The sequence below is a fragment of the Pseudomonas sp. NPDC089569 genome (assembly GCF_050280625.1).
Classification (GTDB): domain Bacteria; phylum Pseudomonadota; class Gammaproteobacteria; order Pseudomonadales; family Pseudomonadaceae; genus Aquipseudomonas.
On the sequence record NZ_JBNNVQ010000059.1, the window covers coordinates 1 to 26167 of the forward strand.

Genomic DNA, 26167 nt, shown 5'->3' on the forward strand with positions numbered 1-26167 from the left:
TGTCTCCACATGCAGAAGGCAGGACAAGGCTCGGAAGAGGGCGTTCTGCTGGAGCCAAGCATGGCTGAGAAGCTGCAGCGTTCGCTGATCGATGCGGCACAGCGCCAGGAGATGCAAGGTCAACCGGTGATTCTGCTGGTAGCCGGCCCGGTTCGCGCGATGCTCTCGCGATTTGGCCGACTCGCGGTGCCGGGTTTGCATGTGCTGGCTTACCAGGAAATCCCTGACAACAAGCAAGTGACCATCGTTGCGACAGTAGGGCCCAACGGCTGAGGTAGTGGTTTATGCAAGTTAAGCGTTTTTTCGCCGCCGATATGCGTCAGGCCATGAAGCTGGTTCGTGATGAGCTGGGCGCTGAAGCCGCCATCATCGGCAACCGCCGCATCGCCGGTGGTGTCGAGTTGACGGCTGCCCTGGATTACAAGCTGTCGGCACTGGCTCCACGTGTTCCGAACATTGAACTCGAAGATGAGTTGCGCAAGACCCAGTCGCGGATCGTCACCGCCCAGGCCGAACTGAGCCTGCGCAGCGAAGGCGAGAGCGACAACGCCACCAACCGTCAGTTGTTCGCCGGCCTGCCGCTCACGGCTGCCGAACCCTTGATCGAGCCGACCTACGCCGAGCCCCGTCGCCCGGCGCCGGCACCTGCTGCCGCGCCTGCGATCGATCAGCGGGTGTTCGACTCGATGCGTTCCGAACTCAGCGGGCTGCGCGAATTGCTGGAGGTTCAGCTCGGCTCCCTGGCCTGGAGTCAACTGCAAGGCAACCGTCCCGATCAGGCGAACCTCTGGCGTCGCCTGCAGCGCATCGGTCTGTCGGGACCGTTGTCGCGGGATTTGCTGGCACTGACGACGGATATCGAAGAGCCGCGCCAGGCCTGGCGCATGCTGCTGGCTCACCTGGCGCGGATGATCACCACGCCGGAAATCGAACCGCTCGAAGAAGGTGGCGTGATTGCCATGGTGGGCCCTGCCGGCATGGGCAAGACCACCACCCTGGCCAAGCTCGCTGCCCGTTACGTGCTCAAGTACGGCGCGCAGAACATTGCGCTGGTGAGCATGGACAGCTACCGGATCGGTGCCCAGGAGCAGCTCAAGACCCTTGGTCGGATTCTCAACGTGTCGGTGACCCACGTCGATCCGGGGCAATCGCTGGTGCAGGCGCTGGATCCGCTGTTGCGCAAGCGCGTGGTGCTGATCGATACCGCCGGCCTGCAAGCCAGCGATCCAGCGCTGCGCATGCAGCTCGAGAGCCTGGCCGGTCGCGGTATCCGGGCAAAAAATTACCTGGTCCTGGCAACCACCAGCCAGAAGCAGGTTCTAACCGCGGCTTATCACAGTTACAAGCGCTGCGGGCTCGCCGGCTGCATCCTGACTAAACTGGATGAAACGGCCAGCCTGGGTGAGGTGTTGAGCCTGGCCATCAGCCATGAGTTGCCGGTGGCCTACCTGACCGACGGTCCGCGGATTCCGGATGATTTGCATCTGCCGCGTCGTCATCAACTGGTCAGTCGCGCCGTCAGCGTGCAAATGCAGGAAGAGCCCAGCGAAGAAGCCATGGCCGACATGTTCGCTGACATCTACCACAGTCCCGCCAAGCAGGTAGGCTGAGGTGACAATGAATCGTTTTTGTACCTACATCGATGGTCTGCCATGCATTGTTCAAATTGCGAACGCGCAGCCAGTAATGTGGCCTCCGTCTATGCAAGACAAGGTAAAGAAATAACATGGGCAGCATGCATCCCGTACAGGTGATCGCGGTGACCGGCGGCAAGGGTGGCGTCGGCAAAACTAACGTGTCAGTGAACTTGTCGCTGGCCCTGGCCGAGCTTGGCCGGCGCGTCTTGCTGCTGGACGCCGATCTGGGGCTGGCGAACGTCGATGTTCTGCTGGGCCTTACACCCAAACGTACCCTGGCCGATGTGATCGAGGGGCGTTGCGACCTGCGCGACGTCCTGTTGCAGGGGCCGGGTGGCATCCGCATCGTTCCGGCCGCTTCCGGCACCCAGAGCATGGTTCACCTGAGCCCGGCGCAACACGCCGGCCTGATCCAGGCGTTCAGCGACATCGGCGACAATCTCGACGTATTGGTGATCGATACCGCTGCGGGTATCGGTGACTCGGTAGTCAGCTTCGTGCGCGCCGCACAGGAAGTGTTGCTGGTGGTCTGCGACGAACCCACCTCGATCACCGATGCCTATGCGCTGATCAAGTTGCTGAACCGCGACTACGGGATGAATCGTTTCCGCGTCCTGGCCAACATGGCGCAGAGCCCGCAGGAAGGTCGCAACCTGTTCGCCAAGCTGACCAAGGTCACGGATCGCTTCCTTGACGTCGCCCTGCAATACGTCGGCGCCGTGCCGTATGACGAAAGTGTGCGCAAGGCCGTGCAGAAGCAACGTGCGGTCTATGAAGCCTTTCCGCGTTCCAAGTGCTCGCTGGCATTCAAGGCCATCGCACAGAAGGTCGACACCTGGCCGCTGCCGGCCAACCCGCGCGGACACCTGGAGTTTTTCGTCGAGCGCCTTGTGCAACAAACGGCAGGACCCGTGCTATGACAGCCAGCGGTATGAACCTCTACAGGAAATCGGCACGCGACGCTCAATACGAGTTGATCGAGCGTTATGCACCGTTGGTCAAGCGCATTGCCTACCATTTGCTGGCACGTCTGCCGGCCAGTGTCCAGGTCGAAGACCTGATCCAGGCCGGGATGATCGGCCTGCTGGAAGTGTCGACCAAGTACGACGCCAGCAAAGGCGCCAGTTTCGAAACCTACGCGGGCATCCGCATCCGCGGCGCCATGCTCGATGAGGTCCGCAAGGGTGACTGGGCGCCCCGTTCGGTCCACCGCAATACCCGGATGGTCAGCGACGCCATTCGCTCGATTGAAGCTAAAACCGGCCGTGACGCTAAAGATCACGAGGTTGCGGCCGAACTCCAATTGAGTCTCGACGATTACTACGGGATTTTGAATGACACCCTGGGCAGTCGGCTGTTCAGTTTCGACGATCTGTTGCAGGACGGCGAACACGAAGGGCTGCACGAGGATGGCGCGGGTGCTCATCTCGAGCCGTCACGCGATCTGGAAGACGAGCGCTTCCAGGCCGCGCTGGCGGACGCGATTGCCAATTTGCCGGAGCGTGAGCGACTGGTGTTGGCGCTGTACTACGACGAAGAGTTGAATCTCAAGGAAATCGGTGAGGTCCTGGGGGTCAGCGAATCTCGGGTCAGCCAGTTACACAGCCAGTGCGCGGCCCGTTTGCGGGGGCGTTTGGGAGAGTGGCGAGCGCGTTGAAGGCGGTGTGGGGGCACTGCGACGTGGCGGGTGGGGTGATGAACCGCGCCCGTTTCGATTCGTTGTACTCCAGACAGTCATTGAGTGCTTTGCCAGATTGATTGAAATGGCGCGTCCAGGTGCTGGGCGCGTTTTAGTCTGCTTGGAGGTCGAATTGGACAAGAACATGAAAATCCTCATCGTTGATGACTTCTCAACGATGCGGCGGATCATTAAGAACCTGTTGCGTGACCTTGGGTTCACCAACACGGTCGAGGCCGACGATGGCACTACCGCCATTCCGGTACTCAACAGCGGGAGCATCGACTTTCTGGTAACGGACTGGAACATGCCGGGCATGACCGGTATCGATCTGCTGCGCCACGTACGTGCCGATGAAAAACTCAAGCATCTGCCGGTGCTGATGGTGACCGCTGAAGCCAAGCGCGAGCAGATCATCGAGGCGGCCCAGGCCGGTGTGAACGGCTATGTGGTCAAACCCTTCACGGCCCAGGCGTTGAAAGAAAAAATCGAGAAGATTTTCGAACGCATCGGTTGAACTGCGCCACGGGGGAGCTATGGGGCAAAACGAATCTTCGCTGGGCGATTTTGAATCGACCCTGAAAAAACATGCCGTCGAACTGGTCGCGAGCCTTGAAAAGGGCAGGTTCGGCGATGCTGTGCAATTGATCCATGAGCTCAACCAGACCCGTGACCGCGGCCTGTATCAGGAAGTGGGCAAGCTCACCCGTGAGTTGCACAGCGCGATCGTCAATTTCCAGATTGACCCGCATATGCCGCAAGCCGAGGAAGTGTCACAGATCACGGATGCGACCGAGCGCCTGTCCTATGTGGTCAAGCTGACCGAGGCTGCGGCGAACCGCACCATGGATCTGGTGGAGAACGCCACGCCATTGGTCAATCGCCTGAGCGATGACGCCCAGGCTTTGAGTACGGACTGGGGGCGCTTCATGCGTCGCGAAGTCGGTGCCGAAGAGTTTCGCGACCTGGCCCGTCGAGTCGACGGTTTTCTGGCACGTAGCGCCGAAGACGGTCGCACCGTATCAAGCAATCTCAACGACATTCTGCTTGCCCAGGATTACCAGGACCTCACGGGCCAGGTGATCAAGCGTGTGACCCAACTGGTCACCGAAGTAGAAAGCAACCTGCTCAAGCTCGTGCTCATGGCCAGTCAGGTGGACCGCTTTGCGGGCATCGAACACGACCGTGCGGCGATGCTTGCCGAAAAAGATCCACAAAAACATCTCTCTCAGGGTGAAGGTCCGCAGATTCATGCCGATAAAAGAGAAGACGTTGTGTCCGGTCAGGACGATGTGGACGATTTGTTATCCAGCCTAGGATTTTGAGTTTCAGCATTTTAGGTTTTTTGGGTTTTTAGACCTTTAGGAGCACCCCCCCTGATGAGCTTCGGCGCCGATGAAGAGATCCTTCAGGATTTCCTGGTTGAGGCCGGCGAGATTCTAGAGCAACTGTCCGAGCAACTGGTCGAGCTGGAAAGCCGTCCGGATGATGCGGATCTGCTCAATGCAATTTTTCGCGGTTTTCACACTGTAAAAGGGGGCGCCGGCTTCCTTCAGCTCAACGAGCTGGTGGAGTGCTGTCACATCGCCGAGAACGTGTTCGACATCCTGCGCAAGGGTGAGCGTCGCGTCGACTCGGAGTTGATGGACGTGGTTCTCGAAGCACTGGACGCGGTCAACAGCATGTTCGGCGAAGTCCGCGACCGTAGCCCGATCACGGCGGCTACACCGGAACTGCTCGCGGCCCTGGCCCGCCTGGCCGAGCCGCAAACGGCCGACGAAGTCGCACCTGCGCCGGTGGCCGAGGTGATCGAGGAACCTGTCGCCGAAAGTGAGTCGGGCGATATCACCGACAATGAATTCGAACAATTGCTGGACTCGCTGAACGCCGTCAAGGCTGAAGCCGAGGCGCCAGCCGCTGTTGCCGAGCCTGCCGGCGATGCCGCGGCCAGCGACGAAATCACCGATGCCGAGTTCGAGTCGTTGCTCGACCAGTTGCACGGTAAAGGTCAGTTCGCTGTCGATGGCCTGACGCCGCCTGCCGCGTCTGTCGCAGCAGAGGCGCCGAAAGCCGAGGGCGATAGCTCCGATATCACCGACGACGAGTTCGAAGCACTGCTCGACCAGTTGCATGGCAAGGGTAACTTTGCCGTCGAAGCACTGGAGTCGGCCATTGCGTCGGTACCGACGCCTGCCGCACCTGCCGCCGCCGCGGCCGGTAGCGACCTGATCACCGACCAGGAATTCGAATCACTGCTCGACGAATTGCACGGCAAAGGCAAGTTCAGCGAAGTCGGCACCGCAACAGCGGCGACCGGCTCGAATGCTGCTGTTACAACGCCGGCAGCCAAACCTGCGGCACCGAAGCCGGCAGCCAAGGCACCCGAGCCGAAAGCCGAAACGCCAGCACCGGCTGCCGCACCAGCACCGGCCGCGGCACCTGCGCCGTCCCGTACCCCGGCCTCGCCGCCGGCGGAAAAGCCGGCCAGCGAAGCCGAGACCACCGTGCGGGTCGATACCGCGCGTCTGGACGAAATCATGAACATGGTCGGCGAGTTGGTGCTGGTGCGTAACCGCCTGGTTCGCCTGGGTCTCAACAGCGGCGATGAAGCCATGTCCAAGGCCGTGTCGAACCTCGACGTGGTCACGGCCGACCTGCAGACCGCGGTCATGAAGACCCGGATGCAGCCGATCAAGAAAGTCTTCGGGCGATTCCCGCGCCTGGTTCGCGACCTGGCTCGCCAGCTCAAGAAGGAAATCAACCTGGAGCTGGTCGGCGAAGAAACCGACCTGGACAAGAACCTCGTCGAGGCCCTGGCCGATCCGCTGGTCCACCTGGTGCGCAACGCGGTCGACCACGGCATCGAGTCGCCGGAAGAGCGCGAAGCGTCGGGCAAGGCCCGTGGCGGCAAGGTGATCCTGGCTGCGGAGCAAGAGGGCGATCACATCCTGCTGTCGATTTCCGATGACGGCAAAGGCATGGACCCGAATGTCCTGCGATCCATCGCGGTCAAGCGCGGTGTGATGGACAAGGACGCGGCCGATCGCCTGAGCGACACCGAGTGCTACAACCTGATCTTCGCCCCGGGTTTCTCGACCAAGACCGAGATTTCCGACGTGTCGGGTCGCGGCGTGGGCATGGACGTGGTGAAAACCAAGATTTCCCAGCTCAACGGTTCGATCAACATCTACTCGGCCAAAGGCCAGGGTTCGAAGATCGTCATCAAGGTGCCGCTGACCCTGGCGATCATGCCGACGCTGATGGTCATGCTCGGCAACCAGGCGTTCGCGTTCCCGCTGGTGAACGTCAACGAAATTTTCCACCTCGACCTGTCGACCACCAACGTGGTGGACGGCCAGGAAGTGGTGATCGTGCGGGACAAGGCGCTGCCGCTGTTCTACCTCAAGCGCTGGCTGGTCAGCTCCGCGGCTCACGAAGAGCAGCGCGAGGGCCATGTGGTGATCCTTTCGGTAGGCACTCAGCGGATCGGCTTCGTCGTCGATCAGCTCGTGGGCCAGGAAGAGGTGGTCATCAAGCCATTGGGCAAAATGCTCCAGGGAACCCCGGGCATGTCGGGCGCCACCATTACCGGTGACGGTCGCATTGCGCTGATTCTCGATGTTCCGAGCATGCTCAAGCGTTACGCCACGCGGCGTATTTGATTCTGATGGAGCGGGGCGGCTGAGCCTCGCTCCGTCTAACGGAGTGTTTATGGCAGTCAAAGTCCTGGTGGTGGACGATTCGGGGTTTTTCCGCCGCCGCGTCTCGGAAATTCTTTCGGCGGATTCCAATATCCAGGTCGTCGGTACGGCGACCAACGGAAAAGAGGCGATCGATCAGGCCCTGGCCCTCAAGCCGGACGTGATCACCATGGACTACGAGATGCCCATGATGGACGGCATCACGGCGGTGCGGCATATCATGCAGCGCTGTCCGACGCCGGTCCTGATGTTTTCCTCGCTGACCCACGAAGGCGCCCGGGTGACCCTCGATGCGCTGGATGCCGGCGCGGTCGACTTCCTGCCGAAGAATTTCGAAGACATTTCGCGTAACCCCGAGAAGGTCAAGCAACTGCTGTGCGAGAAGATCCTCAGCATTTCGCGCAGCAACCGTCGTGTCAGCGCCTACAGTGCGCCGGCGCCGGTGGTGGCACCTGTTGCGACGCCAACACCTTCGGCCGGTCATTTGGGCAGCCACCTGCCTCCTGTGCGTTCGACGCCGGCCCCGGCACCTGTCCGGGCGCATGCGCCGGTTGCGGCTTCGGCGGCACCCAAACGCAAGTCCTACAAGCTGGTGGCCATCGGTACATCCACGGGTGGCCCGGTCGCCCTGCAGCGGGTACTGACCCAGTTGCCGGCCGGTTTCCCTGCGCCGATCGTGTTGATCCAGCACATGCCGGCGGCCTTCACCAAGGCTTTCGCCGAGCGTCTGGACAAGCTGTGTCGTATCAGCGTCAAGGAGGCCGAGGATGGCGACATCCTGCGTCCGGGGCTGGCGTTGCTGGCACCGGGTGGCAAACAGATGATGATCGACGGCCGTGGCGCGGTGAAAATCCTGCCGGGCGATGAGCGCTTGAACTACAAGCCGTGCGTGGATATCACCTTCGGCTCGGCGGCCAAGTCCTACGGCGACAAAGTTCTGGCGGTGGTCCTGACCGGCATGGGCGCCGATGGTCGCGAAGGTGCGCGTCTGCTCAAGCAGGGCGGCAGTTCGATCTGGGCCCAGGATGAAGCCAGCTGCGTGATCTACGGCATGCCGATGGCCATCGTCAAGGCCGAACTCGCTGATGCGGTGTATAGCCTGGACGATATCGGCCGGCACTTGGTCGAGGCGTGTATCTGATGGATGTTCTAAGCCTTATCGGCATCATCATGGCGTTCGTCGCCATCATCGGCGGCAACTTCCTCGAAGGCGGCCACCTTGGCGCGCTGGCCAACGGCCCGGCGGCGTTGATCGTGCTCGGCGGGACCATCGGTGCTGCATTGCTGCAGTCGCCGATGAGCGCCTTCAAGCGGGCCATGCAGATTCTGGCGTGGATCCTGTTTCCACCGCGCGTCGACCTGGCCGGTGGCATCGATCGCGTCGTGAACTGGAGCCTGACTGCCCGCAAGGAAGGCTTGCTGGGTCTCGAAGGCGTGGCCGACACCGAACCCGACAGCTACTCGCGCAAAGGTCTGCAATTGCTGGTCGACGGTGCCGAGCCCGAAGCCATCCGCAGCATCCTGGAAGTGGATTTCTATACCCAGGAAAGCCGTGACATCGAAGCGGCCAAGGTTTTCGAAAGCATGGGTGGCTATGCGCCGACCATCGGCATCATCGGTGCGGTGATGGGTCTGATTCACGTCATGGGCAACCTGGGCGATCCGTCGCAACTGGGCAACGGCATTGCCGTGGCCTTCGTTGCCACCATCTACGGTGTGGCCAGTGCCAACCTGGTGTTGCTGCCGATTGCCGCGAAACTCAAATCCATTGCGTTGCGCCAGTCGCGTTATCGCGAAATGTTGCTGGAAGGAATTCTGTCGATCGCCGAAGGTGAAAACCCACGCTCTATCGAGTTGAAGCTCCAGGGCTTCATGGATTGATGGGGGTAAAGGACTATGGCTCGTCGCCGTCAGCATGAAGAGCATGTAAACCATGAGCGTTGGCTGGTTTCCTACGCCGACTTCATCACCTTGCTCTTCGCCTTCTTCGTGGTCATGTATTCGATCTCGTCGATCAACGAAGGCAAGTACAAGATCATTTCCGAGGCATTGATCGGGGTCTTCACCGATACCGATCATGCCCTCAAGCCGATCCCGATCGGCGACGAGCGTCCCAAGACCGTGACGCCGGCCAAGCCGCTGGTCAAGGACAGTGATCAGGTCGATGCCGGCGTTGCCGGGGCGAGCGATCCGCTCAAGAGCATTGCCGACGATATCAGCGCCGCGTTCGGCGACCTGATCAGCTCCAACCAGATGACCGTGCGCGGCAACGAGTTGTGGGTCGAGATCGAGCTCAATTCCAGCCTGTTGTTCGGCAGTGGCGATGCCATGCCCAGCGACATCGCCTTCAATATCATCGACAAGGTCGCGGCGATCCTGAAACCGTTCGACAACCCGATTCACGTCGAAGGCTTTACCGACGATCAGCCGATTCGTACCGCGCAGTACCCGACCAACTGGGAGCTGTCCTCGGCTCGTTCGGCGAGCATCGTGCGCATGCTGGCCATGCAGGGGGTCAATCCCGGTCGCCTGGCGTCGGTGGGTTATGGTGAATTCCAGCCCGTGGCCAATAACGCGACGGCCGAGGGCAGGGCGCGTAACCGCCGCGTGGTCCTGGTGGTGTCGCGCAACCTCGATGTGCGCCGCAGCCTGACCGGCACCGGAACGGCCCATGCACAACCGGATGCGGCCTTGAAGCGTGCTGGCACACAAACTGCACCGACCCCGGTCAAGTCGCCGGTACGAGAGAGCGCCGTCAATTCTCCGTCACCCGCATTAACACGTTGAGCTATTTCCCGGTCTACCCGACCGGGAGGAACAATCCGAATGAGAGTCTGGGCAGTCGCCAATCAAAAGGGTGGTGTCGGTAAAACCACTTCCTCCATCGCCTTGGCCGGTTTGCTGGCCGAGGCAGGCAAGCGCGTGGTCGTGGTCGATCTCGATCCCCATGGCTCGATGACCAGCTATTTCGGATACGACCCCGACAGCCTGGAACACAGCAACTACGACCTGTTCCTGCACAAGGGCACTGTGCCGCAAGGGCTGCCGGGGCAATTGCTGCTGTCCACCAGTGATGAACGCATTTCCCTGTTGCCATCGAGCACCGCGCTGGCCACGCTCGAACGCCAGTCGCCGGGCCAGAGTGGGCTGGGCCTGGTGATCGCCAAGAGCCTGGCGCAGTTGTGGCAGGACTTCGATTACGCGGTCATCGACAGCCCGCCATTGCTCGGCGTGCTGATGGTCAATGCCTTGGCGGCGAGCCAGCAACTGGTGATCCCGGTGCAGACCGAACACCTGGCCGTGAAGGGGCTGGAGCGCATGGTCAATACGCTGACGATGGTCAACCGCTCGCGCAAACAGGCACTGCCGTTCACCATCGTGCCGACCCTGTTCGACCGCCGCACGCAAGCGTCCCTCGGTACGCTGCGGATACTGCGTGACAAGTTTCCGGAAGAAATCTGGCAAGGCTACATTCCGGTGGACACGCGCTTGCGCGACGCCAGCCGGGCCGGGGTGACACCCTCGCAATTCGACGGCAAGAGCCGTGGTGTTCTCGCTTACCGCGCGCTGCTCAAGCATCTGCTGGCGGCACAACTCGTTCCGCAGGTGGCGTAGATGAAACCAGTCCGTGTAGGAGCGAGCGGTGCGGCGATCCGACTTGCCCGCGAAGCAGGCAACGCCATTTTGGCAGGCATACCGCGTAATCGTTCTTCGCGAGCAAGTCGGATCGCCGCACCGTTCGCTCCTACAGGGGGACGCGTATGAACCGGCCGATCAAGATCACATCGCGCCCGCAACTGGCGCTGCAATCGTATCTGGACAATTTGCTGCAAGACCTTACCGAGGAGTTGTTGCCCCCGGTTGAGCCACTGCCTGATGTGATCGTGGCCGAGGCTGCGCTGGACGAGTTCCAGGCCGCGGTACTCGAAGAGCAGGCCCGCGATGCGCAGCAAGCCAGAGCCGCCGCGCCGGTCATCAAGGTCGTCGAGCCTGTGCAGACACCGGTTCCGGCCGCCGTTGCCGTGGTTGACGCGCCCGCGCAGGTTTTGGCTCCGGTCTCGACCATAGCGCCGCTCTTGCAGGCCTTGGTCCCGCCGGTTATCGAGCAGGAGCAAACACCGGTACCGGCAGCGGTGCAGGTGCAGCAGGTGCTGGTGCCTCCAGTCGTCGAAGTTCACTTGCCGCCGGCCAACACGCCGCCTCCGGTTGAAACCGACGGGCGTCCGGCCTGGGCAGCCGAGCCGTTCGAATGCCTGTTGTTCGATGTCGCCGGATTGACCCTGGCGGTGCCGCTGGTATGCCTTGGGTCGATTTACCCCCTGGCCGGCCACGAACTGACACCGCTGTTCGGTCAGCCGGAGTGGTTCCTCGGCATCCTGCCGAGCCAGGCCGGCAACCTCAAGGTCCTGGATACCGCGCGTTGGGTCATGCCCGACCGCTATCGCGACGACTTCCGTCAGGGCTTGCAATACGTCATCTCGGTTCAAGGCTATGAGTGGGGGCTGGCGGTGCATCAGGTCAGCCGCTCGTTGCGCCTGGACCCTAACGAAATCAAATGGCGCAGCCATCGTGGCCAACGGCCATGGCTGGCGGGCACGGTGATTGAACACATGTGCGCATTGCTCGATGTTTCCGAGCTGGCCGAGCTGATCGCCAGCGGCGGGGCAAAGCACATGGGTGGCAGCAAGCCTGCCCACAAACCGAAATAGAGCGACAAAACAAACACGCGACGGTATTCAAATGCCGCAGCACTGAACACACACCGCCAGGGCGGTTTTTCGAGGGGTCAGGGTATGAATGATAAGGCAACGGCGGCAAAGGGTTCCGAAGATCCGATCCTGCAATGGGTAACGTTCAAGCTGGACAATGAAACCTACGGCATCAACGTGATGCGCGTTCAGGAAGTCCTGCGCTACACCGAAATCGCGCCGGTGCCGGGTGCTCCAAGCTATGTGCTGGGTATCATCAACCTGCGTGGCAATGTGGTCACCGTGATCGACACCCGCCAGCGTTTCGGCCTGATGTCCGCCGAACATACCGACAACACCCGTATCGTGATCATTGAAGCCGACAAGCAGGTCGTCGGGATCCTGGTCGATAGCGTGGCCGAAGTGGTTTACCTGCGTCAGTCGGAAATCGAAACCGCTCCGAACGTCGGTAACGAAGAGTCCGCCAAGTTCATTCAGGGCGTTTGCAACAAGAACAACGAACTGCTGATCCTGGTCGAGCTCGACAAGATGATGAGCGAAGAAGAATGGTCGGAACTGGAGAGTATCTGATTGATTCTCGAGGTTGCGGTCATTGTCCTGTTCCTCTTCTGGGCAGGCACGCTGGCGATGTTTCTGTCGTACATTCGCGGTCAGCGGCAGATCGCTGCGCAACAGGCCCAGGGCGATGCGCTGCGTGATCAGCGCATCAAGGACCTGGCCAAACGAGTAGACGACTACCAGAACGGCAATGTGCGCATGGGTGAGGACCTGCACCAGCTGCGCGCGATCGTCGCGCCATTGCCGGACAAGCTGGCCTCGCTGGAACAGCGCGATCCTTCCAGCCTGTCGTTCGCCCAGGCGGCGCGACTGGTTGGAATGGGCGCGAGCGTCGACGAACTGACCCAGTCTTGCGGCCTGACCCAGGCCGAGGCGGAGTTGATGAGCAAGTTGCACAAGAACAGCTGAACCCCTCTTCACCTGTAGGAGCGAGCAAGCTCGCGATGAATGACGCACCACCGCAGGGTGTCAGGCTGCCAGCGTCATCGTTGTCGTCCATCGCGAGCTTGCTCGCTCCTACAGGGGGCGTTCCAAACCTTAGTAATCATCCCCGCGATCTGTCACATCCTTCTCCACCCGCGGCGCATCCGGGTCCTGTCCTGCCGGAAACTTTCCTTTCAAGTTCCATGCAAACGCAATGATCTCGGCAATCGTCAGATAGAGTTCCTGCGGAATGCTGTCCCCCAGTTCCATCCGCGCCAGCAGTTTCACCAGTTCGGCGTTTTCGTAGATCGGCACTTCATAGTCGCGGGCGACCTTCAGGATTTCTTCGGCCAGTTCCTCGTCGCCCTTGGCGGTGAGGGTCGGGGCATGGGCTCCATCGTATTTAAGGGCGATGGCCTGGCGGGGGGCGTTGGGGTTTGTCATGCGTTTTCGTCGACCCAGCGTTGTTCGAGACGGGTTTGCGGACCTTGGGGTGGTTTGCCCAGATGGCAGTCGAGATCGCCGACGTTAAGGCCCGAGGCCAGCAGGCGTTCGCGCAGGGTTGCCAGATGGGTCTCGATCAGGTTGGCGGTGTATGGCCTTTCAGCCCACAACTGACTGGACAGGCTCCCTTGGTTCAATTGCGCCTGGACCTGCAACGGTCCCAGGGGCTCCATGTCGAAGGCCAGCTCGACCCGCCACAGCGGTTGTTTCGGCTCGCGTTCGTCGCGGCGTTGCTGGGGCTGTTGCTCGGCAGGCGTCTCTTCGCGCTGGAACTTGATCTGTAGCGGCACGATGTCCTGCAGGTTGCGCATCGGGATTTCCAGTTGCCAGGTGCTCATCAGGCGCCCGTCGCTGGTGATGCCGGTCTGCTCCAGGCTCGACAGTTGATGGCTCTGCAGGCGTGAAACCGCTGCGGCGGCGAGGCGCAGCAGGTGTTCCAGGTCTCCTTCGCCCTCGGCGCTTTGCAACAGGCGTTCGGGTAAAGGGAAGCCGGTCGGCGACGGTTTGGCACTGACCTGGCCGAGCATGCCAAGTGCGTTACGCACGAAGCTTGGCATGGCCTGGGCCAGGGTATTGGCGGCGATGATCGCACCGAGATTGGTGCTGGCCGGCAGCCCCGGTGTCAGTTGCGCGATCAGCTTGAGCAAATCGGCCTTCATGTCGGGCGCAAGCGTCGGGTTCTGCCCGGTCAGCAGTTTGCTTTCCAGAAATGCGCCGCTGCCGGCCAGCGCCAGGGCCAGTCCTTTGGGGGTGCTCAATTGTTCGACGTCGGGCAGGCCGGCCAGCAGTCTGTCCGCGGCTGCGCGCAGGTCGATGGACGTCTGATCCGAGGACTGCAGGTTTTGCGACAGGTTTTGTGGCAGGTTTTGCAAGAGCTTGAGCAGACCGTCCAGAGAACCTTGGCGACTGGTCTGGCTGACCAGTTGCTGGGTCACCGCCAATTGCTCCTGGCGGCTGCTCAAGGGCAGGAATTTCAATGTCTGAGTGTCCTGCACCTGGGCACTGAGTAATGTACCGATGCGCAAGGGTTGCGGACTGTCGATGCTCAAGGTACTGCCGCTCAACGCGGTGTTGAGCAGGCTGACCATCGAACGGAATACCGTCGGCTGCCCCGGTACCTGCGGCAGCACCTGTGAGGTCAGTACCTTGCCCTGCAACAGCGTGCCGACCGGCAGTTGCGCGGTATCGAGGCGGGTGAGCGTGGCGACACTGGAGGCGATGGCCTGCTGCACGGTGATCGCCAGGTTGCCTGCCGAGGGTTGGGTGACCGTCAGGCTGGCCCCCTCGGGCAAGGGCTGGTTGCTGGTGGCCTGGACCGTGGTCTGGCGGCCACTGTCCAGGGTGACCTTGAGCAGCAGTTGAAAGGTCTGATCGGTCTGCTTGAGCGACAGCACTTCGGCCTGGGCGGTCTGGCCCGTAGTGATCAGGCCCTCGACGGGTGTCAGCAGCTTGAGCAGTTCGCCGCTGGCCACCAGCCGCGTGGTCACTGCAGTGGCCTGTGGCAGCTGGAGAATGTTCATTTCGCCTGTCATACGCGGTCACAACCTTGGGAAAATGCGCTCTTTGGAGTAGGAAATGGCATGTATAATGCCGCGCGGTTGTATACAGGGTGCCCGAAACATCGCAATTATTTGACGCAAGTCTCTCGCTCGGGTGGCCAATACATCTATTCTGCATCTCTTTAACGGCCGCGCCAGAGCCGACTTGAACCCTATAAGGCCCGCGAACACTTGACCAGTCCTGTCCTGCAAACCGTTGCCCTTGCCTGTGAGCGAGACCTTCGGCTGCTCTTCGAAAATCTCGATTTGCGACTGGCCAGTGGCGAAATGATACAAATCAGCGGCCCCAACGGCAGTGGCAAGACCAGCCTGTTACGCCTGCTGTCGGGCTTGATGCAGCCGACAGCCGGTCAGGTGCTGCTCAACGGCCAGCCGCTCCACGAACAACGCACCGAGCTGGCCCGCAATCTGTTGTGGATTGGCCATGCCGCCGGAATCAAGGATCTGCTGACCCCGGAAGAGAACCTGAGCTGGCTCTGTGCCCTGCATCAACCGGCGTCCCGCGATGCGATCTGGCAGGCCCTGGCGGCGGTCGGATTGCGCGGTTTCGAAGACGTAGCCTGCCATACCTTGTCCGCCGGCCAGCAGCGCCGCGTCGCACTGGCGCGCTTGTATCTGGACAGCCCGCCGCTGTGGATTCTCGATGAGCCGTTCACCGCCCTCGACAAACAAGGCGTGGCCCAGCTGGAAGAGCACCTGGCCGGGCACTGCGAGCGCGGCGGCCTGGTCGTGCTGACCACCCACCACAGCCTGAACCGCGTACCGGCGGGTTACCGTGATATCGATCTGGGGAAATGGGCCGTATGAGCGTATTTGGCCTGTTGGTCGCCCGTGAGGCCCGTCTGCTGTTCCGCCGTCCTGCGGAACTGGCCAATCCATTGGTGTTTTTTGCCATCGTTGTTTCGCTGTTCCCGCTGGCCGTTGGTCCCGAGTCTCAATTGTTGCAAACCTTGTCTCCGGGACTGGTCTGGGTGGCGGCCCTTTTATCGGTTCTGCTCTCGCTGGACGGGCTTTTCCGCGGTGATTTCGAAGACGGTTCGCTGGAACAGTGGGTCCTTTCGCCGCACCCTCTGCCTCTTCTGGTTTCGGCCAAGGTACTGGCACACTGGGCCTTTTCCGGCCTGGCACTGGTTTTGCTCTCACCTTTGCTGGCGCTGATGCTCGGCTTGCCTGCCGCCTGTCTGCCGGTGTTGCTGCTTTCCTTATTGCTCGGTACACCGGTATTGAGCCTGCTCGGTGCGGTGGGCGCGGCATTGACGGTCGGTTTGAAGCGTGGTGGCCTGTTACTGGCATTGTTGATTCTGCCGTTGTACATCCCGGTGTTGATCCTTGGCAGTGGCGCCTTGCAGGCGGCCTTGCAGGGCATGCCGGCGACCGGTTACCTGCTGTGGCTTGGCAGCCTGACCGCCCTGGCGATAACCCTGACACCCTTTGCAATAGCTGCTGGCCTGAAGATCAGCGTCGGCGAATAATAATGAGGTCTGGTCAAATTTTGACCACTTTTCAAGAAAGACAGACCCAGGCTCTTTGTCGTGAAGAGCAACCGTGATGGAAACAGTATGAACTGGACCTGGTTTCATAAGCTCGGCTCACCCAAGTGGTTTTATGGCATCAGCGGCAGGCTGCTGCCATGGCTGAGCATTGCAGCGTTGCTGCTGATCGGTATCGGCGTGGTATGGGGCCTGGCCTTCGCACCGCCCGACTACCAGCAGGGCAACAGCTTTCGCATCATCTACATCCACGTTCCGGCCGCCATGCTGGCGCAGTCCATTTACGTGATGGCGGCGGTGTGCGGTGTCGTCGGGCTGGTGTGGAAAATGAAACTGGCCGACGTCGCGCTGCAATGCGCGGCGCCCATCGGGGCCTGGATGACGGCCGTGGCGCTGGTGACCGGCGCCATCTGGGGCAAGCCGACCTGGGGCTCGTGGTGGGTCTGGGACGCGCGGCTGACGTCCATGCTGATTCTGCTGTTTCTGTACTTCGGCCTGATTGCGCTGGGCAATGCCATCAGCAATCGTGACAGCGCGGCCAAGGCCTGCGCGGTACTGGCCATTGTCGGCGTGATCAACATTCCGATCATCAAGTACTCGGTGGAGTGGTGGAACACCCTGCACCAGGGCGCGACCTTCACCCTCACCGAAAAACCGGCGATGCCCGCTGAAATGTGGCTACCGTTGCTGCTGACGGCGTTGGGGTTCTACTGTTTCTTCGGCGCGGTATTGCTGCTGCGCATGCGTCTGGAAGTGCTCAAGCGCGAGGCGCGGGCCAGTTGGGTGAAAGCCGAAGTTCAGAACAGCCTGGAGATCGCTCGATGAGTTTTGCTTCATTCGGCGACTTCATCGCCATGGGTCATCATGGCCTGTATGTCTGGTCGGCCTACGGCATTTGCCTGGTGGTGCTGGCCCTCAACGTGGCGGCGCCGATCCTGGCCCGCAAGCGGTATCTGCAACAGGAGGCGCGTCGTCTGCGCCGGGAGAACGGCAAGTGAATCCGCTGCGCAAAAAGCGTCTTACCATCATTCTCGCGATTCTGGTCGGTGTCGGCGCTGCCGTCGGCCTGGCCCTGAGTGCCCTGCAGCAAAACATCAACCTGTTCTACACCCCGACCCAGATCGCCAATGGCGAAGCGCCCCATGACACGCGCATTCGCGCCGGCGGCATGGTCGAGAAGGGGTCGTTGCAACGCTCTTCGGATTCCCTGGATATCAAGTTCGTCGTCACCGACTTCAACAAGTCCGTGACCATCAGCTACCGCGGCATCCTCCCGGACCTGTTCCGCGAAGGGCAGGGCATCGTTGCCCTGGGCAAGCTCAATGCCGATGGCGTGGTGGTGGCCGATGAAGTGCTGGCCAAGCACGACGAGAAGTACATGCCGCCGGAAGTGACCAAGGCGTTGAAAGACAGTGGTCAAGCCGCTCCAACACCTGCGAAGGAGGGTTGACCCATGACTTCCGCGATTTTCATTCCCGAGCTGGGTCACCTGGCAATGATCCTGGCGTTGTGTTTCGCCCTGGTGCAGGCCGTGGTGCCGTTGCTCGGTGCCTGGCGCGGCGACCGTTTGTGGATGAGCCTGGCCCGGCCGATCGCATGGGGCCAGTTCGCCTTTCTGTTGTTCGCCTTCGGCAGCCTGACCTACGCGTTCATGACTGACGATTTCTCCGTCGCCTATGTCGCCAGCAACTCCAACAGCGCGTTGCCCTGGTACTACAAGTTCAGCGCCGTTTGGGGGGCGCATGAAGGCTCGTTGCTGTTGTGGGCACTGATCCTTGGGGGCTGGACCTTCGCCGTGTCGGTGTTTTCCCGGCAATTGCCGCAAGAGATGCTGGCGCGGGTGCTGGCGGTGATGGGCATGATCAGCACCGGGTTTCTGCTGTTCCTGATCCTCACGTCCAACCCGTTCGTTCGTATCCTGCCGCAGATCCCGTCGGACGGTCGCGACCTTAACCCGTTGCTGCAAGACATCGGCCTGATCGTGCACCCGCCAATGCTGTACATGGGTTACGTCGGGTTCTCCGTGGCCTTCGCCTTCGCCATCGCCGCCTTGCTGGGCGGTCGCCTCGATGCAGCGTGGGCACGCTGGTCGCGTCCATGGACCATCGTGGCCTGGGCATTCCTGGGCATCGGCATCACCCTCGGCTCCTGGTGGGCCTACTACGAACTCGGCTGGGGTGGCTGGTGGTTCTGGGACCCGGTGGAAAACGCTTCCTTCATGCCCTGGCTGGTAGGCACCGCGCTGATTCACTCGCTGGCCGTCACGGAAAAGCGTGGCGTGTTCAAGAGCTGGACCGTGTTGCTGGCCATCGCTGCGTTTTCGCTGAGCCTGCTGGGCACCTTCCTCGTGCGCTCCGGCGTACTGACGTCGGTGCATGCCTTTGCCTCCGATCCGGAGCGCGGCGTGTTCATCCTGATTTTCCTGTTGTTCGTGGTCGGCGGTTCTCTGACGCTGTTCGCCGTGCGCGCGCCGGTGGTCAAGAGCCAGGTCGGCTTCAATCTCTGGTCCCGGGAAACCCTGCTGCTGGGCAATAACCTGGTGCTGGTGGTGGCGGCGTCGATGATCCTGCTGGGCACCCTGTACCCGCTGATTCTCGATGCCACGACCGGCGCCAAGCTGTCGGTCGGCCCGCCGTACTTCAATGCGTTGTTCATTCCGCTGATGGCATTGCTGATGCTGGTGATGGCGGTCGGTGTGATCGTGCGCTGGAAAGACACCCCGCTCAAATGGCTGTCGAGCATGCTGACCCCGGTTCTGATCGGCAGCGCCGCATTGGCCGTGGTGGCCGGCGTGGCCTACGGTGATTTCAACTGGGCGGTGCTGGCGACTTTCCTGCTTGCGGCCTGGGTGTTGCTGGCCGGTGTACGCGACATCTTCGACAAGACCCGCCACAAGGGCCTGATCCAGGGACTGCCGACCCTGACCCGCAGCTATTGGGGCATGCAACTGGCGCACCTGGGCATCGCGGTCTGCGCCCTGGGCGTCGTGCTGTCGAGCCAGAACAGCGCCGAGCGCGACCTGCGCCTGGCACCGGGCGAATCCGTGGACCTGGCCGGTTACCACTTCGTGTTCGAAGGCGCCAAACACGTCGAAGGCCCGAACTTCACGTCCGATAAAGGCACCATCCGTGTGATCCGCGATGGCCAGGAAGTCACCGTGTTGCATCCGGAAAAACGCCTCTACACCGTGCAGAACTCGATGATGACCGAAGCCGGGATCGACGCCGGTTTCACCCGCGACCTCTACGTCGCCCTGGGTGAACCGTTGGGCGATGGCGCCTGGGCTGTTCGCGTACACGTCAAACCGTTCGTGCGCTGGATCTGGTTCGGCGGCTTGCTCACAGGCCTCGGTGGTTTGCTCGCGGCGCTGGATCGACGTTATCGGGTCAAGGTAAAAAGCCGGGTGCGCGAAGCACTGGGCATGGATGGAGCCACTGCATGAAACGATGGTTGATGCTGTTGCCACTGGCGATTTTTCTGGTGGTCGCTGTTTTCCTGTATCGCGGCCTGTACCTGGACCCTGCCGAATTGCCCTCGGCAATGATCGGCAAACCTTTCCCGGCGTTTTCCCTGCCGGCGGTGCAGGGCGACAAGACCCTGACGCGTGACGATATCCTCGGCAAGCCGGCATTGGTCAACGTCTGGGGCACCTGGTGCATTTCCTGCCGGGTCGAACACCCGGTACTGAACAAACTGGCCGAGCGAGGCGTGGTGATCCTTGGCATCAACTACAAGGACGTCAATGCCGACGCCTTGAAGTGGCTGACGGAGTTCCACAACCCTTATCAACTGAACATTCGCGACGATGCCGGCACCCTGGGCTTGAACCTCGGTGTCTATGGTGCCCCGGAAACCTTCTTCATCGATGCCAAGGGCATCATCCGCGACAAGTTCGTCGGGGTGATCGACGATCAGGTCTGGCGTGAAAAACTGGCCGCCAAGTATCAGGCGCTGGTCGACGAGGCCAAGCCATGAAGCGCTGGATCGCTGCCGTCGCTTTGGGCTTGAGCATGGCCGGGGTGGCCCATGCGGCCATCGATACCTATGAGTTCGCCAAGGAAGGGGATCGCGAGCGTTTCCGCGAGCTGACCAAGGAACTGCGTTGCCCCAAGTGCCAGAACCAGGACATTGCCGATTCCAATGCCCCCATTGCCGCCGATTTGCGCAAAGAGATTTACCGCATGCTCGGCGAGGGCAAGGACAATCAGCAGATCATCGACTTCATGGTCGACCGCTACGGTGATTTCGTCCGCTACAAACCGGCCCTGAGTGCCAAGACCGCTCTGCTCTGGTTCGGACCGGCCGGCCTGTTGCTGGGCGGTTTTGTGGTCATTGCCGTGATCGTCCGCCGCCGTCGCGTGCAACGCGCAGTCACCCGGGATGAGCTTTCCGCCGAGGAGCGCGAGCGCCTCGACCACCTGTTGGATAACACCAAGAATGATTGATTTCTGGCTCGCTGCAGGTCTGCTGCTTCTGGTGGCCCTGAGTTTTCTGCTGATCCCTGTTCTGCGCGGTCGTCGCGCCCAGCTCGAAGAGGATCGTACTGCCCTGAACGTGGCGTTGTATCAGGAACGCGTGGCTGAGCTTCAGGCTCAGCAGGAAGAGGGCGTTCTCGATGCGGCGCAAATGGACGCCGGGCGTGCCGAGGCCGCGCGCGAACTGCTGGCTGACACCGAAGGCAGCGCGGCACCGCGGGTCTCGCGCCTGGGCAAACCGGCGCCCCTGCTGGCAGCGATATTGGTCCCGGTGCTGGGCCTGGGCCTGTACCTGCATTTCGGCGCCAGCGACAAAGTCGAGCTGACGCGCGAATTCGCCCAGGCACCGCAATCGATGGAGGAAATGACCCGACGGCTTGAGCGCGCGGTCGCGGCACAACCTGAATCTGCCGAAGCGCTGTATTTCCTGGGACGCACCTATATGACCCAGGATCGTCCGGGGGACGCTGCGAAAATCTTCGAACGGACCGTCAACCTTGCAGGCCGCCAACCCGAATTGCTGGGGCAGTGGGCGCAGGCCCAGTACTTCGCGGATGGCAAGAAGTGGTCCGACAAGGTCCAGGCGCTCACTGATGAAGCGCTCAAGGCGGATCCCAAAGAAGTCACCAGCCTGGGGCTGCTGGGGATCGCGGCGTTCGAAGACCAGCACTATCAGGAGGCCATCGATTACTGGAACCGCTTGATGGAACAGTTGCCGCCGGACGACAAGTCCCGTGTCGCCTTGCAGGGCGGCATACAGCGGGCCACGGAAAAACTGTTGGCCAGTGGCGGCAAGGTAGCGCCTGCACCGGTGGCCAAGGCTGCTGCGATGCTCAAGGTCCGTGTGGAACTGTCCGCTGACCTCAAAGCCAGGGTCCAGCCTGGAGACAGCGTCTTCATTTTTGCCCGTGCCACCTCCGGCCCACCCGCGCCGCTGGCGGCCAAGCGCCTGACGGTGGCGGATCTGCCGGCGACCGTCGAGCTGGGCGATGCCGACGCAATGATGCCGCAGTTGAAACTGTCGAACTTTCCTGAAGTCCAACTGGTTGCGCGCGTTTCCCGTGCCGGCCAACCGACGGCAGGCGAATGGGTAGGACGCAGCGAGCCTTTGGCAAGCAGCACCACCGCGCCGCAGAACCTGACCATCGACAGCCCGGACAAATAACAGGAAACGCCTTCATGACCGCCATTGCTCGTATCACTCTGCTCAGCCTCGTTTTGGGGTTGAGCGCCTGTGCGGTCCAACAGCCGGAATACCCGAGTCGAACGCCGGTCCCGCCATCGCAGCCGGGCAGCAAACCGGTGCCATCGACGGCACCAGGCAAACCGGCTACCCCGAGCAAACCGGCCAAACCGCTGCCACGCACCTCGGCCAGCTTCGCGCCGCCGCCGGGTGGCAACAGCCACTGGGACCCGAAACTGGGCGTCTATGTCCTCGACGACCAGCCCAACACCTTCTACCGCCAGCGCACCTACTACCGCTGGGACAACGGCTGGAGCCGCTCGATCAGTCCGAAAGGGCCGTGGGAGGAGACGGATATCCACGGCGTTCCGGGTGGTTTGGGACGACAATTCGGGCAGTAAAGCAAAGGCGACCTTCGGGTCGCCTTTTTTGTGGGCGCTGAAAAACCTTGTGGGAGCGAGCCTGCTCGCGATGGCGTTGTGACAGGCAACGATGATGTCGACTGACACAACGCCATCGCGAGCAGGCTCGCTCCCACAGTTTCTTCACCGCACCCGCCAGCTCAACCTTTCACAAAACCTTCATCAAATGGTTAATCCGGCGACTTGTACAAGTCATAGCGCTGACATGGCCCATGCCTAAAGTCGGTTGAACTCAAATGCGGCCACGGACGGCTGTTCAACCAGACAGAGAAGCCCATGAACGCAGCTATCCATGTCGATCATCTGAACAAGACCTTTGCGCGTAAAACCGCACTGGTCGATCTCGAACTGACCATTGCGGCCGGTGAGATGGTCGCGCTGATCGGCGCTTCCGGCTCCGGTAAATCCACGTTGTTGCGCCACCTCGCGGGCCTGGCCTGCTGCGATCGCAACAACGGCGGCAGCGTCAAGGTGCTGGGTCGGGAAGTGCAGGCCAGCGGACGGCTCAATGGCAAGGTGCGGCGCTTGCGGGCGGACATCGGCTACATCTTCCAGCAATTCAACCTGGTCAATCGCCTGAGCGTGCTCGACAACGTGCTGCTCGGTTGCCTGGGGCGCATGCCGCGCTGGCGTGGCAGCCTGGGCCTGTTCAATGCCGAGGAAAAACGCTTCGCCCTCGAGTCGCTGGATCGCGTCGGCCTGGCCGATCTGGCCGCGCAACGCGCCTCGACCCTGTCCGGCGGACAACAGCAACGCGTGGCGATTGCCCGTGCCTTGACCCAGCGTGCCGAGGTGATCCTGGCGGATGAGCCGATTGCCTCGCTCGATCCCGAGTCGGCGCGCAAGGTCATGGAGATTCTTGCCGACATCAATCGCCGTGACGGCAAGACTGTGGTCGTGACCCTGCATCAAGTGGACTACGCCACTCGCTATTGCCCACGTGCCGTGGCGCTCAAGGGTGGGCGGATTCATTTCGATGGTCGTGCCGGCGAGCTGAGCGGCCAGTTCCTCAATGATTTGTATGGGGCGGGCATCGACACCAGCCTCCTGTGTTCCGAGCACATTCGTCCTGCCGAGGCCGCACCCCGGCTGGTGCTGAAACACGCGTGAAAAATCCTTCTTCCCCCAACCGTTCATCCCCAGGAAACCCTTCCATGTTGAACCGTATCGGTCGCGTTTTTGCAGGTGCCACACTGCTTGCAGCCTGTGTGCTGGGTACCGCCCAGGCAGAAGAAAAAGCCATCAACTTCGGCATCATGTCCACCGAGTCGTCGCAGAACCTCAAGAGTATCTGGCAGCCGTTTCTCGATGACATGCAGAAGAAAACCGGCCTGAAGGTCAACGCCACGTTCGCCTCTGACTATGCCGGCCTGATCCAGGGCATGCGCTTCAACAAGGTCGACGTCGCGTGGCTGGGCAACAAGGCCGCCATCGAAGCGGTGGATCGCTCCAACGGCGAAATCTTCGCCCAGACCGCAGCCGCCAGCGGCGCCGCCGGTTACTGGAGCGTGTTGATCGCGCGCAAGGACAGCCCGATCAACTCCGTTGACGACATGTTGAAAAATGCCAAGAACCTGACCTTCGGCAACGGCGACCCGAACTCCACATCGGGCTACCTGGTGCCGGGCTACTACGTATTCGCCAAGAACCACGTCGATGCGGCCACCGCGTTCAAGCGCACCCTCAACTCCAGCCATGAAGTCAATGCGCTGAGCGTGGCCAAAGGGCAACTGGATGTGGCGACCTTCAACACCGAAAGCTGGGATCGCCTGGAAGTCACCCAGCCGGACAAGGCTGCCATGCTCAAGGTGATCTGGAAGTCGCCGCTGATCCCCGCCGATCCGCTGGTCTGGAGCAAGAGCCTGAGCGATGGCGAGAAGACCAAGATCCGCGATTTCATCTTCAGCTATGGCGACACGGACTCCGAGAAAGCGGTGCTCGCGGGCATGCAGTTGGGCAAGTTCCTCAAGTCCAGCGATGACCAGTTGCTGCCGATCCGCCAGTTGGAACTGTTCAAGCAACGCACCACCGTCGATGCCGACACCAAGCTTGAGGCTGCCGACAAGGCCAGGCGCCTGGCCGAGATCGATGCCGAACTGGCCAAGTTGCAAGAGCGCATCAACGAACTGGCCCCAAAAACCGCCGCCAACGGCTAAGGCCTATCCCCTGTAGGAGCGAGCAAGCTCGCGATGAACGCATGGGCGCCGCGTTAATTCAGGTTTCCCGCGTAATCGTTGACCACCATCGCGAGCGTGCTCGCTCCTACAGGTCAGGAATGACTTCGAGAATTTTATGACCACTCTGCACGCTGAAGCAGTTGGCAAACGAACCTGGCCACAGTACGCCGGTTGGGGCCTGTTCCTGGTCCTGCTGGCCTGGGCCTGGCACGGCGCCGAAATGAACCCGATGGCGCTGTACCGCGACTCGGGAAACATGGCGACATTCGCCGCGGACTTCTTCCCGCCGGACTTCCATGAATGGCGCGCCTACCTCAAGGAAATGCTCATCACCGTACAAATCGCCCTCTGGGGCACGGTGCTGGCCATTGTCTGCTCGGTGCCGCTGGGCATCCTCTGTTCGGAAAACATCACGCCCTGGTGGATTCATCAACCGTTGCGCCGGGTCATGGATGCCTTCCGTTCGATCAACGAAATGGTGTTCGCCATGTTGTTTGTGGTGGCGGTGGGGCTGGGGCCGTTTGCCGGGGTGCTGGCGTTGTGGATCAGCACCACGGGCGTTCTCGCCAAGCTGTTCGCCGAAGCGGTCGAGGCCATCGATCCGGGGCCGGTGGAAGGGGTTCGCGCCACGGGTGCCAGCGCCTTGCAGGAAGTGATCTACGGCGTGATCCCGCAAGTGATGCCGCTGTGGGTGTCCTACGCGCTCTATCGCTTCGAAGCCAACGTGCGCTCGGCGACGGTGGTGGGGATGGTCGGTGCCGGTGGGATCGGGGTGATTCTCTGGGAAAACATCCGCGCCTTTCAGTTTGTTCAGACCTGCGCCGTTTTGCTGGTGATCATCTTCGTGGTGAGCCTTATCGACGTTCTCTCGCAACGCCTGCGCAAGCAGTTCATCTGATTTTCGGAGGGGTGCCTGCGGGCGCTTTTTTAAAGCATGCAGTTGTCTAGACAAGATGAGCCGGTGTATCGCGAACTCGCCGATATCCTGCGCCGCGAACTGGCTGACTACAGCGCCGGAGACTTCCTGCCGGCAGAGGTGCAGTTGGCCGAGCGCTTCGGGGTCAACCGTCACACCTTGCGCCGCGCCATCGACGAACTGGTGTTCGAAGGCAGCCTGTTGCGGCGCCAGGGCAAGGGCACCCAGGTGCTGGAACGGCCGCTGATTTACCCGATGGCCGCCGATAGTGCCTACAGCCAGTCGCTGTCGGCCCAGGGGCTGGGCGTCGAAGCGGTACTGCTCAAGCGTCGTTACTGCTTTGCCAGCCGTGAAGAAGCGCAGCACCTGGGCATCGCCGAAATGGCCCCCATGATCGAATTGCAGACCTTGCGCAAGCTCGACCAGCAACCGGTCAGCCTGATCCGTCATCGTTATTGCGCCAGCCATGCGCCTTTGCTGGCGGACTACACCGGCGGTTCCCTGCGTCAGTACCTGCGTGAGCGGGGCTTGCCGCTGACCCGCACCCTGAGCCTGATCGGCGCCCGTTTGCCCAACCGCGAAGAAGCCGCGTTGTTGATGATGCCCCGGCATCTGCCGGCGCTGAGCGTCTTCACCCTTTCCCGCGACCAGGACGGCCGTGCGGTGGAGCTGGCCCAGTCCACCAGCCGTTCGGATCGCTTCCAGTACCAGGTCGTCACCTGATGGAGAACTCTC

At 61.5% G+C, this 26167-nt stretch carries 30 protein-coding genes; 28 read left to right on the plus strand and 2 right to left on the minus strand.

Annotated features, from left to right (window positions below; genetic code table 11):
• The 14 genes from ACQKP2_RS20655 to ACQKP2_RS20720 all read left to right on the plus strand — a co-directional run.
• Nucleotides 1-273 (plus strand): FHIPEP family type III secretion protein (locus ACQKP2_RS20655; protein ID WP_427579039.1); only part of this gene is annotated, 273 nt, incomplete at its 5' end.
• Nucleotides 274-284: 11 nt separating this feature from the next.
• Nucleotides 285-1610: a flagellar biosynthesis protein FlhF gene (gene flhF, locus ACQKP2_RS20660; protein WP_427579041.1), complete on the plus strand. Its 1326-nt coding sequence runs from the start codon at nucleotides 285-287 to the stop codon at nucleotides 1608-1610.
• 116 nt (nucleotides 1611-1726) lie between these two features.
• Nucleotides 1727-2557 carry a flagellar synthesis regulator FleN gene (gene fleN / locus ACQKP2_RS20665; protein ID WP_427579042.1) on the plus strand — a complete coding sequence of 277 codons (831 nt, stop codon included), beginning with the start codon at nucleotides 1727-1729 and terminating at the stop codon, nucleotides 2555-2557.
• Complete coding sequence (gene fliA / locus ACQKP2_RS20670; RefSeq protein WP_427579043.1) at nucleotides 2554-3294, plus strand: RNA polymerase sigma factor FliA; 741 nt, start codon at nucleotides 2554-2556, stop codon at nucleotides 3292-3294. The genes fleN and fliA overlap by 4 nt, the downstream gene beginning before the upstream one ends.
• A 166-nt stretch (nucleotides 3295-3460) precedes the next feature.
• Nucleotides 3461-3832 carry a chemotaxis response regulator CheY gene (locus ACQKP2_RS20675; RefSeq protein ID WP_003183998.1) on the plus strand — a complete coding sequence of 124 codons (372 nt, stop codon included), beginning with the start codon at nucleotides 3461-3463 and terminating at the stop codon, nucleotides 3830-3832.
• Nucleotides 3833-3851: 19 nt separating this feature from the next.
• The gene (locus ACQKP2_RS20680) at nucleotides 3852-4640 is read left to right on the plus strand and encodes a protein phosphatase CheZ (RefSeq protein WP_427579044.1); all 789 of its coding nucleotides are present in this window, start codon (nucleotides 3852-3854) and stop codon (nucleotides 4638-4640) included.
• 54 nt (nucleotides 4641-4694) lie between these two features.
• Complete coding sequence (locus ACQKP2_RS20685) at nucleotides 4695-6977, plus strand: chemotaxis protein CheA (protein ID WP_427579045.1); 2283 nt, start codon at nucleotides 4695-4697, stop codon at nucleotides 6975-6977.
• A gap of 49 nt (nucleotides 6978-7026) precedes the next feature.
• Nucleotides 7027-8157 carry a protein-glutamate methylesterase/protein-glutamine glutaminase gene (locus ACQKP2_RS20690; RefSeq protein ID WP_427579046.1) on the plus strand — a complete coding sequence of 377 codons (1131 nt, stop codon included), beginning with the start codon at nucleotides 7027-7029 and terminating at the stop codon, nucleotides 8155-8157.
• Entirely contained in the window at nucleotides 8157-8897 is a 741-nt protein-coding gene (locus ACQKP2_RS20695) for a flagellar motor protein (RefSeq protein WP_427579048.1), read from the plus strand. The genes ACQKP2_RS20690 and ACQKP2_RS20695 overlap by 1 nt, the downstream gene beginning before the upstream one ends.
• A gap of 15 nt (nucleotides 8898-8912) precedes the next feature.
• Complete coding sequence (gene motD, locus ACQKP2_RS20700) at nucleotides 8913-9803, plus strand: flagellar motor protein MotD (RefSeq protein WP_427579049.1); 891 nt, start codon at nucleotides 8913-8915, stop codon at nucleotides 9801-9803.
• A gap of 39 nt (nucleotides 9804-9842) precedes the next feature.
• A complete protein-coding gene (locus tag ACQKP2_RS20705; RefSeq protein ID WP_427579050.1) occupies nucleotides 9843-10631 on the plus strand; it encodes a ParA family protein in 789 nt (262 codons plus the stop codon).
• 146 nt (nucleotides 10632-10777) lie between these two features.
• Nucleotides 10778-11725: a CheW domain-containing protein gene (locus ACQKP2_RS20710; protein ID WP_427579052.1), complete on the plus strand. Its 948-nt coding sequence runs from the start codon at nucleotides 10778-10780 to the stop codon at nucleotides 11723-11725.
• 84 nt (nucleotides 11726-11809) lie between these two features.
• Nucleotides 11810-12295: a chemotaxis protein CheW gene (locus ACQKP2_RS20715; RefSeq protein ID WP_427579054.1), complete on the plus strand. Its 486-nt coding sequence runs from the start codon at nucleotides 11810-11812 to the stop codon at nucleotides 12293-12295.
• On the plus strand, nucleotides 12296-12691 hold the full coding sequence (locus tag ACQKP2_RS20720) for a DUF2802 domain-containing protein (RefSeq protein ID WP_427579055.1): 396 nt from the start codon (nucleotides 12296-12298) through the stop codon (nucleotides 12689-12691). It begins immediately after the preceding gene.
• Between the two features lie 129 nt (nucleotides 12692-12820).
• On the opposite strand, the gene ACQKP2_RS20725 is transcribed toward ACQKP2_RS20720, so the two are convergent.
• A complete protein-coding gene (locus ACQKP2_RS20725) occupies nucleotides 12821-13150 on the minus strand; it encodes an EscU/YscU/HrcU family type III secretion system export apparatus switch protein (RefSeq protein ID WP_427579056.1) in 330 nt (109 codons plus the stop codon).
• Nucleotides 13147-14742: a flagellar hook-length control protein FliK gene (locus ACQKP2_RS20730; RefSeq protein ID WP_427579058.1), complete on the minus strand. Its 1596-nt coding sequence runs from the start codon at nucleotides 14740-14742 to the stop codon at nucleotides 13147-13149. The genes ACQKP2_RS20725 and ACQKP2_RS20730 overlap by 4 nt, the downstream gene beginning before the upstream one ends.
• 198 nt (nucleotides 14743-14940) lie before the next feature.
• Between ACQKP2_RS20730 and ccmA the strand changes: the two genes are divergently transcribed.
• The 14 genes from ccmA (at nucleotide 14941) to phnF (ending at nucleotide 26155) form a co-directional block, all read left to right on the plus strand.
• A complete protein-coding gene (ccmA, locus tag ACQKP2_RS20735; RefSeq protein ID WP_427579060.1) occupies nucleotides 14941-15576 on the plus strand; it encodes a cytochrome c biogenesis heme-transporting ATPase CcmA in 636 nt (211 codons plus the stop codon).
• The gene (gene ccmB, locus ACQKP2_RS20740) at nucleotides 15573-16241 is read left to right on the plus strand and encodes a heme exporter protein CcmB (RefSeq protein WP_427579061.1); all 669 of its coding nucleotides are present in this window, start codon (nucleotides 15573-15575) and stop codon (nucleotides 16239-16241) included. The genes ccmA and ccmB overlap by 4 nt, the downstream gene beginning before the upstream one ends.
• Nucleotides 16242-16328: 87 nt before the next feature.
• On the plus strand, nucleotides 16329-17084 hold the full coding sequence (locus ACQKP2_RS20745) for a heme ABC transporter permease (RefSeq protein ID WP_427579063.1): 756 nt from the start codon (nucleotides 16329-16331) through the stop codon (nucleotides 17082-17084).
• Nucleotides 17081-17257: a heme exporter protein CcmD gene (gene ccmD, locus ACQKP2_RS20750; RefSeq protein WP_057398391.1), complete on the plus strand. Its 177-nt coding sequence runs from the start codon at nucleotides 17081-17083 to the stop codon at nucleotides 17255-17257. Before ACQKP2_RS20745 ends, ccmD begins: the two co-directional genes overlap by 4 nt.
• The gene (gene ccmE, locus ACQKP2_RS20755) at nucleotides 17254-17709 is read left to right on the plus strand and encodes a cytochrome c maturation protein CcmE (protein WP_427579065.1); all 456 of its coding nucleotides are present in this window, start codon (nucleotides 17254-17256) and stop codon (nucleotides 17707-17709) included. Before ccmD ends, ccmE begins: the two co-directional genes overlap by 4 nt.
• A gap of 3 nt (nucleotides 17710-17712) precedes the next feature.
• Nucleotides 17713-19701, plus strand: a complete 1989-nt coding sequence (locus ACQKP2_RS20760; protein ID WP_427579067.1) for a heme lyase CcmF/NrfE family subunit — start codon at nucleotides 17713-17715, stop codon at nucleotides 19699-19701.
• Nucleotides 19698-20234, plus strand: coding sequence for a DsbE family thiol:disulfide interchange protein (locus tag ACQKP2_RS20765; RefSeq protein ID WP_427579068.1), 537 nt, complete (start codon nucleotides 19698-19700; stop codon nucleotides 20232-20234). The genes ACQKP2_RS20760 and ACQKP2_RS20765 overlap by 4 nt, the downstream gene beginning before the upstream one ends.
• Nucleotides 20231-20704 carry a cytochrome c-type biogenesis protein gene (locus ACQKP2_RS20770; protein WP_427579070.1) on the plus strand — a complete coding sequence of 158 codons (474 nt, stop codon included), beginning with the start codon at nucleotides 20231-20233 and terminating at the stop codon, nucleotides 20702-20704. Before ACQKP2_RS20765 ends, ACQKP2_RS20770 begins: the two co-directional genes overlap by 4 nt.
• The gene (gene ccmI, locus ACQKP2_RS20775) at nucleotides 20697-21899 is read left to right on the plus strand and encodes a c-type cytochrome biogenesis protein CcmI (protein WP_427579072.1); all 1203 of its coding nucleotides are present in this window, start codon (nucleotides 20697-20699) and stop codon (nucleotides 21897-21899) included. Before ACQKP2_RS20770 ends, ccmI begins: the two co-directional genes overlap by 8 nt.
• Nucleotides 21900-21913: 14 nt before the next feature.
• The gene (locus tag ACQKP2_RS20780) at nucleotides 21914-22318 is read left to right on the plus strand and encodes a hypothetical protein (RefSeq protein WP_427579074.1); all 405 of its coding nucleotides are present in this window, start codon (nucleotides 21914-21916) and stop codon (nucleotides 22316-22318) included.
• Between the two features lie 297 nt (nucleotides 22319-22615).
• Nucleotides 22616-23449, plus strand: a complete 834-nt coding sequence (gene phnC / locus ACQKP2_RS20785) for a phosphonate ABC transporter ATP-binding protein (protein ID WP_427579076.1) — start codon at nucleotides 22616-22618, stop codon at nucleotides 23447-23449.
• A gap of 44 nt (nucleotides 23450-23493) precedes the next feature.
• The gene (phnD, locus tag ACQKP2_RS20790) at nucleotides 23494-24495 is read left to right on the plus strand and encodes a phosphonate ABC transporter substrate-binding protein (RefSeq protein WP_427579078.1); all 1002 of its coding nucleotides are present in this window, start codon (nucleotides 23494-23496) and stop codon (nucleotides 24493-24495) included.
• A gap of 136 nt (nucleotides 24496-24631) precedes the next feature.
• The gene (gene phnE / locus ACQKP2_RS20795; protein WP_427579080.1) at nucleotides 24632-25414 is read left to right on the plus strand and encodes a phosphonate ABC transporter, permease protein PhnE; all 783 of its coding nucleotides are present in this window, start codon (nucleotides 24632-24634) and stop codon (nucleotides 25412-25414) included.
• Nucleotides 25415-25450: 36 nt separating this feature from the next.
• A complete protein-coding gene (gene phnF, locus ACQKP2_RS20800) occupies nucleotides 25451-26155 on the plus strand; it encodes a phosphonate metabolism transcriptional regulator PhnF (protein WP_427579081.1) in 705 nt (234 codons plus the stop codon).
• The last annotated feature ends 12 nt before the right edge of the window (nucleotides 26156-26167 follow it).

Coding starts and splice junctions, on each gene's coding strand:
- ACQKP2_RS20765 (WP_427579068.1), top strand. CDS start 19,698: ATGAAACGATGGTTGATGCTGTTGCCACTGGCGATTTTTCTGGTGGTC.
- ACQKP2_RS20705 (WP_427579050.1), top strand. CDS start 9,843: ATGAGAGTCTGGGCAGTCGCCAATCAAAAGGGTGGTGTCGGTAAAACC.
- ACQKP2_RS20715 (WP_427579054.1), top strand. CDS start 11,810: ATGAATGATAAGGCAACGGCGGCAAAGGGTTCCGAAGATCCGATCCTG.
- ACQKP2_RS20745 (WP_427579063.1), top strand. CDS start 16,329: ATGAACTGGACCTGGTTTCATAAGCTCGGCTCACCCAAGTGGTTTTAT.
- ACQKP2_RS20730 (WP_427579058.1), bottom strand. CDS start 14,742: ATGACAGGCGAAATGAACATTCTCCAGCTGCCACAGGCCACTGCAGTG.
- ACQKP2_RS20695 (WP_427579048.1), top strand. CDS start 8,157: ATGGATGTTCTAAGCCTTATCGGCATCATCATGGCGTTCGTCGCCATC.
- phnF (WP_427579081.1), top strand. CDS start 25,451: ATGCAGTTGTCTAGACAAGATGAGCCGGTGTATCGCGAACTCGCCGAT.
- ACQKP2_RS20760 (WP_427579067.1), top strand. CDS start 17,713: ATGACTTCCGCGATTTTCATTCCCGAGCTGGGTCACCTGGCAATGATC.
- phnD (WP_427579078.1), top strand. CDS start 23,494: ATGTTGAACCGTATCGGTCGCGTTTTTGCAGGTGCCACACTGCTTGCA.
- fliA (WP_427579043.1), top strand. CDS start 2,554: ATGACAGCCAGCGGTATGAACCTCTACAGGAAATCGGCACGCGACGCT.
- motD (WP_427579049.1), top strand. CDS start 8,913: ATGGCTCGTCGCCGTCAGCATGAAGAGCATGTAAACCATGAGCGTTGG.
- ACQKP2_RS20710 (WP_427579052.1), top strand. CDS start 10,778: ATGAACCGGCCGATCAAGATCACATCGCGCCCGCAACTGGCGCTGCAA.
- flhF (WP_427579041.1), top strand. CDS start 285: ATGCAAGTTAAGCGTTTTTTCGCCGCCGATATGCGTCAGGCCATGAAG.
- ccmB (WP_427579061.1), top strand. CDS start 15,573: ATGAGCGTATTTGGCCTGTTGGTCGCCCGTGAGGCCCGTCTGCTGTTC.
- ACQKP2_RS20690 (WP_427579046.1), top strand. CDS start 7,027: ATGGCAGTCAAAGTCCTGGTGGTGGACGATTCGGGGTTTTTCCGCCGC.
- ccmD (WP_057398391.1), top strand. CDS start 17,081: ATGAGTTTTGCTTCATTCGGCGACTTCATCGCCATGGGTCATCATGGC.
- ACQKP2_RS20770 (WP_427579070.1), top strand. CDS start 20,231: ATGAAGCGCTGGATCGCTGCCGTCGCTTTGGGCTTGAGCATGGCCGGG.
- phnE (WP_427579080.1), top strand. CDS start 24,632: ATGACCACTCTGCACGCTGAAGCAGTTGGCAAACGAACCTGGCCACAG.
- ACQKP2_RS20685 (WP_427579045.1), top strand. CDS start 4,695: ATGAGCTTCGGCGCCGATGAAGAGATCCTTCAGGATTTCCTGGTTGAG.
- ACQKP2_RS20675 (WP_003183998.1), top strand. CDS start 3,461: ATGAAAATCCTCATCGTTGATGACTTCTCAACGATGCGGCGGATCATT.
- fleN (WP_427579042.1), top strand. CDS start 1,727: ATGGGCAGCATGCATCCCGTACAGGTGATCGCGGTGACCGGCGGCAAG.
- ACQKP2_RS20780 (WP_427579074.1), top strand. CDS start 21,914: ATGACCGCCATTGCTCGTATCACTCTGCTCAGCCTCGTTTTGGGGTTG.
- ACQKP2_RS20680 (WP_427579044.1), top strand. CDS start 3,852: ATGGGGCAAAACGAATCTTCGCTGGGCGATTTTGAATCGACCCTGAAA.
- ACQKP2_RS20725 (WP_427579056.1), bottom strand. CDS start 13,150: ATGACAAACCCCAACGCCCCCCGCCAGGCCATCGCCCTTAAATACGAT.
- ccmI (WP_427579072.1), top strand. CDS start 20,697: ATGATTGATTTCTGGCTCGCTGCAGGTCTGCTGCTTCTGGTGGCCCTG.
- phnC (WP_427579076.1), top strand. CDS start 22,616: ATGAACGCAGCTATCCATGTCGATCATCTGAACAAGACCTTTGCGCGT.